Raw genomic sequence first — 16,424 nt, 5'->3', positions numbered from 1 at the left:
AATCATCGTCATCACACGATAATTTTTCACTGTTCACGGAGTAAAACATGGTTAACCTCTTCAGGGGATTCGTCTTCCTGTGGCTGTCCTGCATCGGCATTGTCCATGCGGCGGACACCGGCTGGCTGGTCTCCCCACAAAACGATCACGCCCGCATCCGCTTTCAGGCGGAAAGGGAACAAACGCACATTAAAGGCCTGCTCACCGTTGAGCTAAAGCCCGGCTGGAAAACCTACTGGCGGTCGCCGGGCGAGGGTGGCGTCGCGCCAAAAATCACCTGGCCGCAGGGCGTTACGGATAGCTGGTCCTGGCCGGTACCGTCGCGATTCGATATCTCCGGTATGACCACGCAGGGCTATCACGATAAGGTCACGATCCCCATCGTGCTCGACGGCGTGAAGGGCGACACGCTCGACGGCACGCTCACGCTCTCCACGTGCAGTAACGTTTGTCTGATGACGGACTACCCGCTGCACCTCGATTTTACACAGCCGGTGGATGACGGTTTCCGTCACGCCTTTGACCGCGCGATGCAGGCCGTGCCGGGCACGTCTGGCGTTTCCGCCGATCTGTCCGCCTGGCTCTCTGACGGCAACCTGGTGGTGACGGGAACGACCGACGGGAAATGGGATAATCCGGGGATCTACTTTGACCCGCTGGAGGGGGATATTCTGCCCGGCGAGCCGGCCATTAAGCACGATGGCAATACGCTTCGGGTCACGGTGCCCGTCACCGACGAATGGGGCGATAAGCCCACGTCGCTGGAAGGAAAGAGGCTGTCATTTGTACTGACCAATGGCAGTGACGCACAGCAAACCACGATGACCGTTGGCGCTACGCCCGCCGAGCCTTCCGCCCCAGGCGGGACGGGCAAAATGGTGCTCTTTGCCCTGCTGGGCGGGCTGATCCTCAACCTGATGCCGTGCGTGCTGCCGGTGATGGGAATGAAGCTTAACAGTATTCTGCAGGCGGGTTCGGACAGACGCGTCATCAGGCTGCGCTTCCTGGCAACCAGCGCCGGGATCCTCACCTCCTTTATGCTGCTGGCCGCCATGGTGACCGGGCTGAAGCTGGCCGGGGCGTCCCTGGGCTGGGGCATTCAGTTCCAGAACCCGTGGTTTATCGGGCTGATGGTTACCGTGACCTTCCTCTTTGCGCTGAACCTGTTTGGAACGTTTGAGATGCTGCTGCCTTCTGCCGCTACCGGGCGACTGGCTACGGCAGGCGGGGCGGGGCTTGGCGGCAGTTTCTGCGAAGGGATGTTTGCTACGCTGCTAGCCACGCCGTGCTCCGCACCGTTCCTCGGTACCGCAGTTGCCTTTGCCCTTGGCGCGCCGCTGCACGCCCTGTGGCTCATCTTCCTGATGCTCGGCGTGGGCATGAGCCTGCCGTGGCTGTTTGTCGCCCTGGTGCCCAAAACGGCCATGCTGCTGCCGAAGCCTGGCCGCTGGATGAACACGCTTAAAGCGATCCTGGGCCTGATGATGCTGGCCTCCAGCCTCTGGCTGGTGACGCTGCTGAGCCTGCATCTGGGGGCAATGGTGAGTCAGATCGTGGTGCTGGTGCTGATTGTTGTCGCGCTGGTGCTGTTCGCGTTGAAGGGGCAAACCTCCTCGCCGTTGTTCTGGATCGTGGTCATCGCGCTGTCGGCGTTTGGCGGGTATCAGCTGCGCGGAGTGTTTACCTCGCCGCCGGACGCTCCGGCGCAACATATCGCTGAGACCATCCCGTGGCAGCCACTGAGTGAAGACGCCATCCAGCAGGCGCTTTCTCAGGGGAAACGGGTGTTTGTGGATATTTCGGCGGACTGGTGTGTGACCTGCAAAGTTAACGAGCATCGGGTCCTGAATCAGCCAGACATCATTGCCGCGCTGAGTCAGCCGGACGTAGTGGCGCTGCGCAGTGACTGGAGCCAGCCGTCCGTCTTTATCGCGGATTTTCTGGCGAAGCGAAACCGCTACGCTATTCCGTTTAATGCGGTATATGGCCCTGGTCTGCCGGAGGGCGAAATCCTCTCGCCGCTGCTGGATAAACGCACCCTGGTCACCACCCTGAACAACGCAAAAGGCTAAACGTATTATGAAAAAATTCCTTATCACGCTGATGCTCCTGCTGGCCTCGGCTCAGGCGATGGCCGCTCAGCCGCTGACGCCAGATCAGGAGCAACGTGCGCAGAAGATGATCGCAGATTTTCTGTTTAACGATCCGAATTCCCCGCGTATCGGCGCGAAAAATCCGAAGCTCACCCTGGTGGTGTTTACCGACTACAACTGCCCGTACTGCAAGAAATTCGACCCCTATCTGGAGAAGATCGTAGAAAAACATCCCGATGTCGCCGTGGTGTTTAAGTTTTTACCTTACCGCTCGGAAAGTTCGCTGACCGCGGCGCGCGATGCGCTCACGCTCTGGCGTCAGGATCCCGGGGAGTTTATGAAACTGAACAATACCCTGATGGCTAAAAAGGGGTACCACGATGACGCCAGCATTCAGGAAGCGCAGAAACGGGCAGGGGTCAGCGTTACCACGCCTGATGAGGAGAGTCTGATGACGATCAAGCGCAGCCTGCTTGTCGCGGAAAAAATGGGCATTCAGGGTACGCCCGCCACGCTGATTGGTGAGGGATTGCTGCCCGGCTGGGTGCCTTTTGAACAGTTCGATGAAATCGTCAGCGACGCGCTGAAAAACCGCTAACCTGAAGGGGGCGTGATGCCCCCGATAAACCGGAGAGGGATATGAAAAAATTACTGTTACTTTCGGCACTGGCGACCTCAGGGCTGGTTCAGGCGGCTGACGCTATACCGGATGTGGTTAAGCACTTCAGCGAGCAGCAGAACATTACAATCATCAAGAAGCTGGATGCTCCCGGCGGCGCGCCGGCCTGGCTGGGGCAATATCAGGACATGGGGGTGACGCTCTTTTTAACCCCGGACGGCAAGCACGTGATTTCGGGCTATCTGTACGATGACAAAGGGAAAAACCTCAGCGAGGGGTATTTCCAGAAAGAGATCTATGCCCCGATGGGACGCGAAATGTGGAAGACGCTCAACGCGGCGCATCCCCTGAAGGAAGGGGCGGATAACGCGCCGCGCAAAGTCTTCGTCTTCGCCGATCCGTTCTGTCCGTACTGCAAGCAGTTCTGGTCAGAGGCGCAGCCGTGGGTCAAGGCGGGCAAGGTCCAGCTGAATACGCTGCTGGTGGCGTTTCTTAACCCTAACAGCGGACGTAACGCTGCCGCGATCCTGAATGCGAAAGATCCGGTCTCGGCCTGGCGCGAATACGAGCTCTCCGGTGGCAAAAAGTTACCGAAACCTGAGGGGGAAGGGTCTCGCGAAACGGTAGCGATCCTGCAGAAACACCAGGCGCTGATGGACAGTCTGGGGGCCAACGCCACCCCGGCCATATACTATATGAACGCGGAAAATGAGCTGCAGCAGGTTGTCGGGATGCCGGACGCGCAGCAGCTTGAAGCGATGTTCGGGCCGAAGCCGTAAAGAACGCAGGCAGAAACAGGACGTTTCTGCCCGGTCTTCCGGTTAGCTACCCCAGCGTCCTTTGAGATAGTTGACCGCCTGCTGCGTCTGCGGCTTGTTCAGGTAGTCTTCCCGGAACAGGATGGTGCCGTTGACGTTGGGCAGCGAATCATTGAGATCGAGCTGTTTTTTCAGTTCCGGCACGCCGCCCTGAACCGTCCAGTCCGGCTCATTTTTCGACGGTTCGCCCACTTTGTAGAACGCGATGCCGATGTACAGACGCGTGTGGGTCGGCTTCACGACGTCGGCCCACCATTTGGTCAGTACGTCATAGCGCGCGGCATCCCGGGAGAAGGGCCAGTAAATCTGCGGGGCGATGTAGTCCAGCAGGCCCTGCTGCACCCACTGACGCGTATCGGCGTAGGATTCATCGTAGGCGGCGGCACCCCGGGTGTCGGAGCCTGCCGGGTCAAAGGAGCGGTTACGCCACACGCCAGCCGGGCTGACGCCAAACTCAACGTCGGGTTTGGTTTGTTTTATCGCGCGGGAAACCTGAACGATCAGCTGATGCGTGTTGTGTCTTCGCCAGTCGGCCTTAGAGGCAAATCCCTGTCCGTACTGCCGGTAAGTCTGAGAATCATTCAGCGCGGATCCCGGTGATTCGGCATAAAAGTAATCATCAAACTGCACGCCGTCTATCGGGTAGTTCGCCACGACTTCCGTGACGACACGGGTTATCCAGTCGCGCACTTCCGGAATGCCGGGATCGAGCACGAAGCGATCGCCCGAGACGCGTACCCACTCCGGGTGCTGGACATAGACGCTGGACGGGGTCTGATACGCCGTCCGGTTCAGGGCAGCGATGGTTGACGGCTTCGTGTTGGTCGACACGCGGTACGGGTTGAACCAGGCATGGACTTTCATACCGCGCTTGTGCGCTTCATCCAGCATAAACTGAAGCGGATCGTATCCCGGATATTCGCCGATGTTGCCCGTCAGCATATCTGACCACGGTAATATTTTTGATGACCAGAGTGCCGTGCTGTCCGGCTTTACCTGGAAAAACACCGTGTTAATCCCAAGGTGTTTAAGGTTATCGAGCTTGGCGATAAGCGCCTGCTTTTGCATTGCGATGCGCTGGTCAGCGCTGGTGCCATTCACCGAGGCCACCGGTGGCCAGTCGAGGCGAGAGACGGTCGCAAGCCAGATCCCGCGCATCGGCTCGTTTGCCTGTTGGGTCGGTTTGCTGACGGTGGGGAGCGGGGTAACTAATGATTTTGGTGGTTTTGAGGAGCAGCTTACAAGTAAAAGTGCGCAGCCAGCCAGCGCACCGATCCGTTTTACGTGTCGCGTCATTTGCGTATTAGCTCTTGATAATCCGACTGTTAGCCCAGGGATTAAAGGCGGGTGCCTCCTGTTCTTTATGTCCCTCGTCGTGGAGGGAATCCAGATACAGGGCTTCGACCTCCGCGCGTGCCCACGGGGTACGGCGCAGAAATTTCAGGCTCGATTTAACGCTGGGGTCTTTTCTGAAACAGTTAATTTTGATGCGGTCACCCAACTCGCTCCAGCCATATTTCGCCACCAGGGCGTTGACCATCATCTCCAGCGTGACGCCATGCAAAGGATCGTTAGAAATGTGTGCAGTCATAGGTGTCCGGATGTCTCAATTTTTGTGGGGGTGGAGTTACCGGTGAAAGGGTACAAGAAAGCAGGGGAAGCGGCAATTTAAGCGTGAAATTCTTCACCCCCGAGGGGTGAAGAAAGAGGAACGTTCGTTTACTTTTTGTCTTTAAACAGTTCAGGTGCCCACGGTGTCGGATCAACCTCCATAAACGGCGCGCGCTCGAAGCGATCCTTCAGCGCCCACGGCACCGTGCAATCAAAGATGGTCTTGCAGGAGATGCCGTTTCCGCGAATTGAGTTGCTGTAATCCGGCGACTGAGACGGATCCAGCTGGTGACCGCGGATCCCCGGAATATTCGTGATGCTGACATCGCCCTGCATACGGGTGGTCATCGCCCACAGGATGTCGTCGCTGTCGAAAATATCCACGTCTTCATCGACAAGGATAATGTTTTTCAGCTCCGAATAGGTGGCTAACGCGATAAGTGCTGCCTGGCCCTGGCGTCCTTCATCTGACGGCTGGCGTTTTTTCACCTGCAAAATACCCAGGAATTTACCGCCACCCGCGGTATGCGCATAGACGTTTTGCAGGAAGCCCGGAATCGCCTCCTCAACCGCATTGCGGATGCTGGCCTCCGTCGGCAAACCGGCCAGGGTGGTATGTTCTTCTCCGGGGCCCACCAGCGTTTGCAGGATAGCCTGATGGCGCATGGTCACCGCTTTTACTTTGATCACGGGCAGAGACGGGTTCGCCTCACCGCAGTAGCCCGGGAATTCCGGCATCGCGTGGCCGGTGTTGGTATGCTGATCTTCTCTTACGCGCACGCCGGGAAGCAGTTCGCCTTCAATGATAATTTCCGCCCGCGCGATGGCTTTCTCTTTTACCGCCACGCCCTGTACCAGCTCGACCGGCTGCTGGCGCAACGCCCCGGCGACGCCCAGCTCATTGTAACCAAACGGTGTGGTGGGGGCCTCAAAACACGCGCCGATATAGATAGCGGGATCGAGCCCCATGTTGATCGTCACCGGCAGCGGTTTTCCGGCCGCTTCCGCTTTTTTGCGAAAGACTTCAATATGGCGACCGGCGGCCAGGAACATGGATAGCTCATCGCGCTCCTGCACGCAAAGGCGGTGGATGGTGACATCCGTCAGCGAGCTGTCCTCCGGATCGCTTGCCAGCACCAGTCCCAGGCAGAAGAACGGGCCTGCATCAATCGGCGTATTGGTTGGTGCTGGCAGCAGTTTGCGCAGATCGAAGTCCGGATCGTCAGCGTAGAAGACCTGCTCCTGACAAGGGGCCTGCGAGGCCGGGACGACAACGGGTGCGACCGGTTTTTTCACCGCCTGACCGACATGTTTTGCCAGTTCAGAAGGCGCACAGCCTAACAAAAGTGCCGCGCGTTCACGGCTGGCGTGCATGCCCACCAGAATGCGCGAGCCCGGATAGCCCTTCACGCTGTTGAACATCATGGCCGGCCCCGTGCGGGTCGGGCGTTTTACCGTACCGCCCGCGCCAATATGACGATACACACCTGCCAGCTCTGCATTAGGATCGACGGGATGATCGGTTTCAATATACTGGCCTTCGTGGCGCTGCAGTAAGGCGATGGCACTTCTGAGATCGTTGACTGAGTTTTCCATATTTTCCTCCCTCGGTTGAATACCTCCATTTTTACGACAATGACCCATAGCATCAATTGCATCATTACTGCTAAATTGATAATAAATTTATTATCAAAAAAGGAAGTCTCCCGTGCAGTTTCGTCAGATGCGCCATTTCATTGTCGTTGCCGAAGAACTCCACATGCACCGGGCCGCCGAGCGTTTAAACATGGCGCAACCGGCGCTGAGCCAGCAGATAAAGGCGCTGGAAGAACGTTTAGGCGTCACGCTCTTTAGCCGGGCGAACCGTCGCTTAACCCTGACGCCCGCGGGCGACGCGTTTCTGGTGAAGGCCAGGCTCGCCATCTCCCTGACTGAGCAGGCGGTACTGGACGCCAGGCAAACGGCGAGAGGCGAGCAGGGGGTGTTAAACCTGGGATGCGTGTCGAGTGCGATGTTCGACGGTAAGCTGCCCGCTGCACTGCGCCAGATGCACAGCCGCTGGCCGGCGATAACCATGTCTTTGATGACGGGCAATGTGCAGACGCTCTATGCCGCCGTGCAAAGTAACCAGCTGGATGTGGCGATTATTCGGGCACCGCTGCCATCGCTGCCTGACGATCTGCAAAGCCGGCCGTTCACCTCAGAAAAAACGGTGCTGGCGCTGTATCGCCAGCATCCTCTGGCCGACTCTTCCGCTCTGACGCTCGCGTCAGTGAAGGATGAAAAATGGATCTCGCTTCGCGATCCGGAGGGCATGGGGCTGGAGCAGTACTTTTATGACGTCTGTAGCGGGGCGGGTTTCCAGCCGGACGTAGTGCAGAATGCGACGGATGTTCCCACGGTGATAAGCCTGGTCTCCGCGGGATTTGGTCTGGCGTTGCTGCCTGCGTCAGCAAAGGCAGTGAGTGTCGAGAATGTCGTTTACGTGGACATTCTCGACCGTCTCAGGGAAAGCGAACTGACGCTGGTGTGCCACCGAATTATTCGCTCAGAAGTGCTTAAAAAATTTCTGGTGACCCTCGAGCACACCTGACGGCGTCATCCGCTTATTTCACGCTGCTGGCGTCCCGGTTGGTATAGGTAACGGGAACCCAGGCATAGCCACCGTTTTCACCTTTGGTGACATAGCCGATACCCGGGAACGGCAGATGGGGCGCGGCAATCAGGTCTCTGTTTTTCACAAAGTCCGCAAACGCCTGTTCGCGCACGCTTGCCGCTTTGTTCTGATCTTCATCGTAGGTGATGGTCACACCAGGCTGCGGGAACTGGACCGCCCCGGCATGAATGATGTCGCCGACAAAGGTGATCTTCTCGCCTTTGCTTGTCAGCGTGTAGAAGGCTGAACCCGGCGTATGGCCGGGATGAACCGTGCCGGTCAGCCCCGGAAGAATCTCAGCCGTGCCGCTAAAAGGCACCACTTTACCGGCGTCAAGATAGGGCTTTAAGGTCTTCTGCGCGACGTCAAAGTAGTTCTTGCCGTAGCCGGTTTTCTTTTGATTATCGTCGTTAAAGAAAAAGTCGACGTCGGGTTTGCCAACGAAAACGCGTGCGTTGCTGAATACCACCTTGCCGTCTTTGACCAGACCGCCCGCGTGATCGGAGTGGGCGTGGGTCAGCAGGACTTCAGTAATGTCCTCGGGTTTAACCCCTTGCGTGGCGAGGCTTTCAACCAGGCGTCCACCCGCATCAGGACCAAAGAGCTGGCCCGAGCCGGTATCCACCAGAATTTTATGTCCGGGGATCGCAATCAGGAACGCGTTAATGGAGACCTCGGCCGGGTTGGTCTGGAAATTTTTCGCGAGCAGCGCATCAATCTTTTGCGGCGTTGTCCGGCGCAGCAGCTTATGCAGATCCTGCGCGACGGTTCCGTCGGTAAAAGACGTGACAATGACATCGCCGACCTGCACGCGGTAACCGCCCGCCGGTTGTTTAACGACGTGCTGGGGCGTTTCTGCCGAAGCCTGCAGCACAGGGTAGAAAAGCAGTGAACTGGACATCAGCGTGGAAAGAGCAAGTTTTTTCATGGTAAGCATACGCGTCTCCTTTGAAAGTGCTCATCTTACTCATAGCGGCCTTAGAGCAGCGAGTTTCCTCTACACCAGCATGTAATACCAGAACAGGGCAACTTCGTCTTTTTCCGGTAAAGCGTTGTACAGATAACGGTCGTATCCGCCCAGGGTGAAACCGTAGTTTCGGTAAAACAGACAGGCCGAGACGTTCACATTTTGGGTTTCCAGCCGCAGTCCGGGCGCGTTTACGCTTCGCGCCCACACGTGCGCGGCGGCCATCAGTTTTTGTGCTGCGCCGGTTCTGCGTTTTGTACGATCTACGGCTATGTAATCCACCGAGATAAACTTATTCCAGCCAATTGATGCAGTAATAAAGCCGGCTATTTCACCCTCGTCCGTTTCTGCAACAAGAAATATGGCGTCCGGGTTAACACAATGATTTTCAAGTGTCTGGATATCGAGCTCGTAGGTTTTTATCCAGGGCTCGGCGATAGCTTCAATATGCAAATCACAATGGAGAAAAGGCTCTCGTGCAATGTGGTTAACGGTGAAAGAGAAGTCACAACATTCGAGGCGTACGAGGTCGGTATTTAATCCTTTTCGAATCTGCATAGTATTCCCGGTAGTGAGTGAGTTCATAAAGAATAGACGAAGCGGTTAAATCCGCTGAGCCAACATACTTTTAATCCTGAACTAAGCTTGTACTTCGTTCCGCGTAAAATGTGGGTCATTCGAGGACAATGAATGGAATTCAGGACATTTCAAAAGCAGTGGGGTGCTGAGTTTATTTCCGATGACGTTGTACGTTTTCGCGTCTGGGCAGAAGGACAGAAAGCGCTTACGCTACGTCTGGCCGTCACCGACGTGCCGATGACGGCAGTGGGTAACGGTTGGTTTCAGGCAGACGTTCCGGGCGTTACGCACGGCACAGAGTATCAGTTTGTCCTGCAGGACGGCATGACGGTGCCCGATCCCGCGTCTCGCGCACAGGCGAGAGACGTTAACGGCCCCTCCATCGTTATCGATCCCCGACGTTATCAGCCGGTTAACCGGGACTGGTCAGGGCGGCCGTGGGAAGAGACGGTTATCTATGAACTGCACATTGGCACGTTTACCCCGGAGGGGACCTTCCGGGCCGCGATTGAAAAACTCCCTTACCTGGCAGAACTGGGTATTACCCAGCTTGAAGTTATGCCCGTGTCTCAGTTTGGCGGATCCCGCGGCTGGGGATACGACGGTGTGTTGCTTTATGCTCCGCACGCCGCATACGGTACGCCAGAGGATTTCCACGCGTTAATCGATGCCGCGCACGGTCTTGGGCTTTCCGTGGTGCTGGATATCGTACTCAACCACTTCGGCCCGGAAGGCAACTATCTCCCGTTGCTGTCGCCTGCCTTTTTCGATGCAGAGCGGATGACGCCCTGGGGCAACGGAATCGCCTACGAGCGCGAGCCGGTAAGACATTACATTACCGATGCGCCGCTCTACTGGCTGACCGAGTACCGCCTGGACGGCCTGCGTTTTGATGCCATCGACCAGATTAAAGACAGCTCGAAGACGCATATTCTCCAGGAAATTGCAGAGAAGATCCGTGAGGCGATCCCGAACCGTCATGTTCACCTGACCACGGAAGACAGCCGCAACGTCATTTTCCTGCATCCGCGTGATGAGCACGGCAATACGCCGCTGTTTACCGCTGAGTGGAATGATGATTTCCACAACGCGGCTCACGTGTTTGCCACCGGTGAGACGCACGCGTACTACCAGGATTTTGCGTTTGAACCAGAGAAAAAATTCGCCCGGGCGCTGGCAGAAGGGTTTGTCTACCAGGGCGAGGTTTCGCTGCAAACCGGCCAGTCCCGCGGGGTGGAGTGTCACACGCAGCCACCGCAGTTCTTCGTTGATTTTATTCAGAACCACGATCAGACCGGGAATCGCGCCCATGGTGAGCGGCTTATCACCCTCGCAGGTGCCAATAAAACCCGTGTGCTGCTTGCTGCACTACTGCTTTCCCCCCATATCCCGCTGCTGTTTATGGGCGAGGAGTTTGGTGAATCACATCCGTTCCTGTTCTTCACCGATTTTCACGGCGATCTGGCCGACTCGGTGCGGGAAGGGCGCGCAAAAGAGTTTACTGGCCATGCCGGGCACGATGACGCTGTCCCGGACCCGAATGACGTGAACACCTTTGTCCGCTCAAAGCTTGACTGGAATAAAATTGCCACCGACGACGGCAAAACGTGGCTCCGCTTCACGCGCCATCTGCTTACGCTGCGTCATCGTTATATCGTTCCGCTTCTGCATGAGGGAAGTCGCGTCGAGGGCAAGGTGATCGGGACGGCACCCGGTATGGTGGCCGTAAGCTGGCGCTTCCCGTCCGGAACGCTTTCGCTGGCGCTCAATATCGGCAATAAATCTGTCAAACCGCCCGCTCTCCCGGGGGAGACGCGCTTCGCCTGGCCGGAGGTAACCGACATTTTGCCGCCGAACAGTATTGTCGTTCGCTTTGCTGATGGAGAAGCATCGTTATGATCCCTTCCGCCACGTACCGTATACAGTTCCGTAATGGCATGACCTTCGATCGCGTTGTCGGGCTGGTACCCTATCTGAAAGACCTCGGCATCAGCCACCTTTATGCCTCCCCGGTGTTTACTGCCACAACGGATTCCACGCACGGCTATGACGTCACCAACCCGAATGAAATAGACCCTGCGATCGGCGGACGCGAAGGTTTTGACCGCATGTCCGCGGCGCTGAAGCAGGCCGGCATGGGGCTGATTCTGGATATTGTTCCTAACCATATGTCGACTTCTCTGGAAAACACCTGGTGGCGGGACGTGATTGAGTACGGACAGCAGAGCCGCTATTTCCGCTATTTCGATATCGACGGGTCTCGCCCGCTGACGCTGCCGTTTCTCGGGGACACCTTTGAGGCGGAGCTGGAGAAGGGGGCCATTACTTTAAAACGTGACCCTGTCACAAAAAAAGCCGCTCTGATCTATTACGACACCGCATATCCGCTCAACCCGGGCACGTTCAGCGAGGATAAGAGCCTTGCGGAACTGCATGAAGCACAAAGCTGGCGATTGATGTCCTGGCGGGAAGCGCCGAAACAGCTTTCGTGGCGACGTTTCTTTGAGATTACCGGTCTGGTGGGCGTGCGGGTTGAAGATGACGCGGTATTCGACGATACGCATCGCCTCATCCTTGAACTGGTTCACGCGGGTGTGGTGGACGGTCTGCGGATCGACCATATCGACGGTCTGGCCGATCCGCTGGGCTATCTGCAGCGCCTGCGGCAGGCAACCGGACCGGACTGTTATATCACGGTCGAGAAAATTCTCGCTAAAGGAGAACAGCTTCCCGCCGAGTGGCCCGTCTCCGGGACTACCGGGTACGAATTTATCGCTTCGCTGGCGGAAGTGCTGGTCGACGACGATAACCTGTCGCGTCTGGAAAAAATTCACGACGAGACGCTGGGGGTAACGGTCGATCGCCACGCGGAACTGCGCGATGCGAAAGGCCTGATGACCGATCGTAATTTTGAGGGTGAATTCATCACGCTGCTTAACCTTGCTGACGATCTGGCCCGCCGCAATGACGTTGCGCTGCAGCGCGATGATATTCGCCACGCGTTACGCGAGCTGCTTATCGCCTTTCCGGTGTACCGCACCTACGGCACCCGGGAGGGGTTAACCCCGCCAGATGTCGCGCTGCTTAACCGCGTGGTCGCCAGCGTCGAGACATCCGAAGCCGCCCTGGGCCTGATAGTCCGCATTCTTACCGGCGACTTGCCGGAAGAGTGCCGCGAGTCCGCCGCGCTTTTCAGAACCCGCTTTCAGCAGTTGACCGGGCCGCTGATGGCGAAGTCCGTTGAAGACACGCTGTTCTTTCGTCATAACCTGGAGCTGGCGCTTAATGAAGTGGGCGCCGACCCGACGCCGCGAGCGTTCTCGCTATCCCGCTTTCATCAGGAGATGCGCATTCGTCTGGCCCGTCAGCCCGATGCGCTGCTGGGCACCTCCACGCACGATACCAAGCGCGGGGAAGATGCCCGGGCGCGGCTTTACACCCTGACGGAAGCCCCGGAACAGTGGGGCGAAAATCTGGCCCGCTGGCGCCAGATGAACCAGACCCAGGTGCGGTTTCTCAATGACGGTACCGCGCCAAACGCCGCCGACACCTGGATGATCTATCAGGCGCTGGCAGGCGTCTGGCCCGCCACGCTGTCGCCGGACGACGCCGACGGGCTTGCCTCGCTGGAGGCGCGTTTTATCGGTTTCCTCGAAAAAGCGCTGCGCGAGGCGAAACAGCGCACCGACTGGATCGACAGCAACGAGAGCTATGAGAGCGTGGTGCTGAGCTATGCCCGACACCTGCTTTCACCTGACAACACGCTGTTTCTGCATGATTTCAGCGAGTCCATGCGGCCCTTTATCCGCGCCGGACTGATGAACAGCCTCAGCCAGACGGTGATTAAGCTGACGGCGCCCGGCGTGCCGGATATCTATCAGGGCAGCGAGGTGCTAAACGTTAGCCTTGTCGATCCGGATAACCGCCGCGAGCCGGACTTTCCGACGCTGGTGCAAAACCTCAGCGTGGCGAATGCCGGTATGTTTGAAAACCCGGCGTGCTGGCAGGACGGAAGGGTGAAGCAGTTTGTCACCGCTACGCTCCTGCGTCTGCGGCCACACTATCCCGGGCTGTTTCGCTATGGCGACTGGCTGCCGCTTAAAGTGTCCGGCGAGCGGGAGGAGCATCTGATTGTCTATGCGCGAGTGAAAGACGGCGAGGTGCTGATTGTTGCCGTGCCGCGACTGGTTTTTGGCGTCACCGATAACCGCACGCTGTGGGGCAATACCACGGTGGCGATACCCGAGGCGCTGGCAGGAAAACGCTATCGGGATCTGTTCAGCGGTGAAAGCCGCATGCTGCAAGAGACGCTGGATTTAACGTCAGAAAAGGGATGTGTACTGGTTCTGCTTACCTGCGAATAATCGTGGAGAACGAAAATGGCAAAGGATACAACGTTTGAAATTCGGGCCGGTCATGGCCAGCAGTTGGGTGCAAACTATGACGGGAAGGGGGTCAACTTCGCGCTGTTCTCCGCTCACGCTGAGCGGGTGGAGCTCTGTCTGTTTGACCCCTCCGGGAAAACGGAAATCGCCCGGCTGGAGCTTCCTGAATATACCCACGAAGTCTGGCACGGCTATGTGCCGGATCTGAAGCCCGGTACGCTTTACGGCTATCGCGTCTACGGCCCCTATGACCCGGAAAACGGTCATCGCTTCAACCCGCATAAACTGCTTATCGACCCCTATGCCCGCGAACTGGTGGGTGATATCGACTGGAACGAGGCCCATTTCGGCTATGCGCTGGGGCATGACGAATTAGATTTGAGCTTTGATACCCGTGACAGCGCCCCGTTCACGCCAAAATGTAAGGTTATCGACCCGAACGCCTGTGACTGGCAGGACACTAACCGACCCACTATCCCCTGGCCGAACACCGTGGTGTATGAAAGCCACGTAAAAGGGTTTACCCAGATGAACCCGGCAATTCCTCCCGAACTGCGGGGCACCTTTGAGGGAATGGGGCATAAAGCCTCCGTGGACTACATCAAAAGCCTCGGCATCACCTCGGTGGAGCTGCTCCCGGTTCACTGGTTCCCGGACGATCAACATCTTCTCGACCGCGGTCTGAAAAACTTCTGGGGCTATAACACGCTGGGCTTTTTTGCGCCGGCGTCGCGCTACTTCGGCCCGGCGGGGATACAGGGCTTTCGCGATATGGTGCGCGCTTATCATGATGCGGGCATCGAAGTGATTCTCGACGTGGTGTATAACCACACGGCGGAAGGCAATGAGCTTGGCCCCACGCTCTCGTTTAAAGGCATTGATAACTACAGCTATTACCGCACGCTGCCTGACCAGCACCGGTATTACATCAACGACACCGGAACGGGGAACACGGTCAATACCTCTCACCCGCGTGTGCTGCAGATGGTGATGGATTCGCTGCGCTACTGGGCGGAGTCGATGCATATTGACGGTTTCCGTTTCGACCTGGGAACGATACTGGGCCGCGAACCGGAAGGGTTTGATCCGCGCGGCGGCTTTTTCGACGCCATGACCCAGGATCCGGTTTTATCCCGACTGAAGCTGATTGGTGAACCCTGGGATATCGGCCCCGGCGGCTATCAGGTGGGCGGTTTTCCGCCAGGCTGGGGTGAATGGAACGACAAATACCGAGACACCGTGCGCGAGTACTGGAAGGGGGACAACGTCTCTAACGACTTTGCCGCCCGTCTGCTGGGATCCGGTGACTTGTACGATCTGCGCGGGCGTCGCCCCTGGGCCAGCGTTAATTTCATCACCGCCCATGACGGCTTTACGCTGAATGACCTGGTGTCGTACAACGAGAAGCATAACGCCGACAACGGGGAAGAAAATAATGATGGCCATAACGATAACCGTTCATACAACTATGGCGAAGAAGGGCCGACGGAGAACCCGGATATTATTGCTACCCGCGAAAGGCAGAAGCGTAATTTCCTGACCACGCTGCTGTTTTCCCATGGTACGCCAATGCTGCTGGCCGGCGATGAGTTTGGCCGCACGCAGAAGGGCAACAACAACGGCTACTGCCAGGACAGTGAGATCTCGTGGATCGACTGGAAAGGACTCTCCGAGAACGACGCTGCGCTGCGCGAGTTTACCCGACGTTTGATTGCGCTTCGTGCCGCGCAACCGTTATTGCGTCGTGAAAGCTGGCGCGACGGGCTGGAGATCCGCTGGTTTAACGCCGGCGGCGGTCCGCAGCAGGCAGAGCAGTGGGATGAGGGCTCGACGCTCGGGGTGTCCATCAGCAGGCCCGATCTCAAACAGGAAGAGGGGATCTGGCACGATGTGCTCATGCTGTTCAACCCGTTTGAAGGCAGCGTGGCATTCCAGATCCCACAGTTTGGTGAAGGGGGATGGGTGCTGGAGCTGTCTACAGCCGATGACGCCGTGACCGGGAAGGCGATCACCGAAGCGGTAGAATTCGAGCTGGCCGGACGCAGCATTACTCTTTTCCGACGGCCCTGAGTTTACAGTGATGCCGCCGCCCTGGCGGCGGTGTCGTACAGGGAGGAAATCGTGCGTAACAGCTGCGCGGTTTCGCCAATGGATTTTCCGGCAATGCCGCTCTCCGCATGTATCGCGATCAGACACGCCTCCCGCACGTCGCGGTATTTCATACATAACGCTTTCCCTTCCTCCGTGGTGGAGAAAAAGAGCTCTTTACCCGCTTTCTCACTTGTCACGTAGCCTGCTTTAACCAGCTTTTTCAGGGCATAAGTCACCACATGCGTATCTTCCACGTTGAGAACAAAACAGATATCAGCCAGCTTTTTCTTGCGGTCGCGGTGGTTCACATGGTGCAGAAGTGAGACATCAAAGGCGCCCATATCGGGCTCGCCGGCAGCCGTCATGCAGCGCACCATCCATTTGTTGAACGCGTTGCTGGTCATGATCAGCGCGTATTCCAGCTCTGACAGTTCCGCGCAGCGCTCGGACACCAGATGGCGGGACGAGACGATCCGGCCATCGTTGATGTCGTCGTGATGGGGTGAAGCATGCTTTTCTGAGGTCATAACGTTCCTTAGTCAGAAATGTAAACCCATCGATAAAATAAGAACATTTTATTGATAAATTGTTTACATGTTTTTGAG

General features: G+C 57.3%; 13 protein-coding genes. 7 read left to right on the top strand and 6 right to left on the bottom strand.

Annotated elements, in window-relative coordinates; genetic code table 11:
• Positions 1-47 precede the first annotated feature (47 nt).
• Genes ACMGGM_RS02200 through dsbG form a run of 3 tightly spaced genes read left to right on the top strand, consistent with a single transcriptional unit; the run spans position 48 to position 3,491 of the window.
• The gene (locus ACMGGM_RS02200) at positions 48-2,072 is read left to right on the top strand and encodes a protein-disulfide reductase DsbD family protein (protein WP_063614288.1); all 2,025 of its coding nucleotides are present in this window, start codon (positions 48-50) and stop codon (positions 2,070-2,072) included.
• A 7-nt stretch (positions 2,073-2,079) separates the two neighbouring features.
• Positions 2,080-2,691, top strand: a complete 612-nt coding sequence (locus tag ACMGGM_RS02195; RefSeq protein ID WP_045282121.1) for a DsbA family protein — start codon at positions 2,080-2,082, stop codon at positions 2,689-2,691.
• Between the two features lie 41 nt (positions 2,692-2,732).
• Positions 2,733-3,491, top strand: a complete 759-nt coding sequence (dsbG, locus tag ACMGGM_RS02190; protein WP_014883877.1) for a thiol:disulfide interchange protein DsbG — start codon at positions 2,733-2,735, stop codon at positions 3,489-3,491.
• Positions 3,492-3,533: 42 nt separating this feature from the next.
• Here dsbG and ACMGGM_RS02185 read toward each other — a convergent pair whose 3' ends face one another.
• The 3 genes from ACMGGM_RS02185 to ACMGGM_RS02175 form a co-directional block, all read right to left on the bottom strand.
• Positions 3,534-4,826, bottom strand: a complete 1,293-nt coding sequence (locus ACMGGM_RS02185) for a glycoside hydrolase family 10 protein (protein ID WP_023330449.1) — start codon at positions 4,824-4,826, stop codon at positions 3,534-3,536.
• A 7-nt stretch (positions 4,827-4,833) separates the two neighbouring features.
• Positions 4,834-5,121 carry a VF530 family DNA-binding protein gene (locus tag ACMGGM_RS02180; protein WP_014883875.1) on the bottom strand — a complete coding sequence of 96 codons (288 nt, stop codon included), beginning with the start codon at positions 5,119-5,121 and terminating at the stop codon, positions 4,834-4,836.
• A gap of 128 nt (positions 5,122-5,249) precedes the next feature.
• Complete coding sequence (locus ACMGGM_RS02175) at positions 5,250-6,737, bottom strand: UbiD family decarboxylase (RefSeq protein ID WP_063308662.1); 1,488 nt, start codon at positions 6,735-6,737, stop codon at positions 5,250-5,252.
• Between the two features lie 112 nt (positions 6,738-6,849).
• Here ACMGGM_RS02175 and ACMGGM_RS02170 point away from each other — a divergent pair, with 112 nt between their 5' ends.
• Complete coding sequence (locus tag ACMGGM_RS02170) at positions 6,850-7,734, top strand: LysR substrate-binding domain-containing protein (RefSeq protein ID WP_023330447.1); 885 nt, start codon at positions 6,850-6,852, stop codon at positions 7,732-7,734.
• 13 nt (positions 7,735-7,747) lie between these two features.
• On the opposite strand, the gene ACMGGM_RS02165 is transcribed toward ACMGGM_RS02170, so the two are convergent.
• Together ACMGGM_RS02165 and ACMGGM_RS02160 are read right to left on the bottom strand one after the other, a co-directional pair.
• Complete coding sequence (locus ACMGGM_RS02165; protein WP_023330446.1) at positions 7,748-8,734, bottom strand: MBL fold metallo-hydrolase; 987 nt, start codon at positions 8,732-8,734, stop codon at positions 7,748-7,750.
• A 60-nt stretch (positions 8,735-8,794) separates the two neighbouring features.
• The gene (locus ACMGGM_RS02160) at positions 8,795-9,322 is read right to left on the bottom strand and encodes a GNAT family N-acetyltransferase (protein WP_023330445.1); all 528 of its coding nucleotides are present in this window, start codon (positions 9,320-9,322) and stop codon (positions 8,795-8,797) included.
• Between the two features lie 132 nt (positions 9,323-9,454).
• Between ACMGGM_RS02160 and treZ the strand changes: the two genes are divergently transcribed.
• From treZ to glgX, 3 genes are read left to right on the top strand one after another with little or no spacing between them, the layout of a single operon-like run.
• On the top strand, positions 9,455-11,242 hold the full coding sequence (gene treZ, locus ACMGGM_RS02155; RefSeq protein ID WP_045134010.1) for a malto-oligosyltrehalose trehalohydrolase: 1,788 nt from the start codon (positions 9,455-9,457) through the stop codon (positions 11,240-11,242).
• A complete protein-coding gene (treY, locus tag ACMGGM_RS02150; protein ID WP_414149090.1) occupies positions 11,239-13,707 on the top strand; it encodes a malto-oligosyltrehalose synthase in 2,469 nt (822 codons plus the stop codon). Before treZ ends, treY begins: the two co-directional genes overlap by 4 nt.
• A 15-nt stretch (positions 13,708-13,722) precedes the next feature.
• The gene (gene glgX / locus ACMGGM_RS02145; RefSeq protein WP_023337316.1) at positions 13,723-15,798 is read left to right on the top strand and encodes a glycogen debranching protein GlgX; all 2,076 of its coding nucleotides are present in this window, start codon (positions 13,723-13,725) and stop codon (positions 15,796-15,798) included.
• A gap of 2 nt (positions 15,799-15,800) precedes the next feature.
• Here the strand turns inward: glgX and ACMGGM_RS02140 are convergent, their stop codons facing one another.
• Positions 15,801-16,346, bottom strand: a complete 546-nt coding sequence (locus ACMGGM_RS02140) for a winged helix DNA-binding protein (RefSeq protein ID WP_045134012.1) — start codon at positions 16,344-16,346, stop codon at positions 15,801-15,803.
• Between the last annotated feature and the right edge of the window lie 78 nt (positions 16,347-16,424).

Origin of the sequence: Enterobacter sp. BNK-14 (assembly GCF_047456095.1) — a bacterium.
GTDB lineage: Bacteria > Pseudomonadota > Gammaproteobacteria > Enterobacterales > Enterobacteriaceae > Enterobacter > Enterobacter kobei.
Note: the sequence above shows the minus strand (reverse complement) of the source record. Positions and strands in the feature narration are given on the sequence as shown.

Bases quoted from the DNA above. Each gene is read 5' to 3' on its own strand.
- ACMGGM_RS02200 (WP_063614288.1), top strand. From the start codon at position 48: ATGGTTAACCTCTTCAGGGGATTCGTCTTCCTGTGGCTGTCCTGCATC.
- ACMGGM_RS02195 (WP_045282121.1), top strand. From the start codon at position 2,080: ATGAAAAAATTCCTTATCACGCTGATGCTCCTGCTGGCCTCGGCTCAG.
- dsbG (WP_014883877.1), top strand. From the start codon at position 2,733: ATGAAAAAATTACTGTTACTTTCGGCACTGGCGACCTCAGGGCTGGTT.
- ACMGGM_RS02185 (WP_023330449.1), bottom strand. From the start codon at position 4,826: ATGACGCGACACGTAAAACGGATCGGTGCGCTGGCTGGCTGCGCACTT.
- ACMGGM_RS02180 (WP_014883875.1), bottom strand. From the start codon at position 5,121: ATGACTGCACACATTTCTAACGATCCTTTGCATGGCGTCACGCTGGAG.
- ACMGGM_RS02175 (WP_063308662.1), bottom strand. From the start codon at position 6,737: ATGGAAAACTCAGTCAACGATCTCAGAAGTGCCATCGCCTTACTGCAG.
- ACMGGM_RS02165 (WP_023330446.1), bottom strand. From the start codon at position 8,734: ATGCTTACCATGAAAAAACTTGCTCTTTCCACGCTGATGTCCAGTTCA.
- ACMGGM_RS02160 (WP_023330445.1), bottom strand. From the start codon at position 9,322: ATGCAGATTCGAAAAGGATTAAATACCGACCTCGTACGCCTCGAATGT.
- treZ (WP_045134010.1), top strand. From the start codon at position 9,455: ATGGAATTCAGGACATTTCAAAAGCAGTGGGGTGCTGAGTTTATTTCC.
- treY (WP_414149090.1), top strand. From the start codon at position 11,239: ATGATCCCTTCCGCCACGTACCGTATACAGTTCCGTAATGGCATGACC.
- glgX (WP_023337316.1), top strand. From the start codon at position 13,723: ATGGCAAAGGATACAACGTTTGAAATTCGGGCCGGTCATGGCCAGCAG.
- ACMGGM_RS02140 (WP_045134012.1), bottom strand. From the start codon at position 16,346: ATGACCTCAGAAAAGCATGCTTCACCCCATCACGACGACATCAACGAT.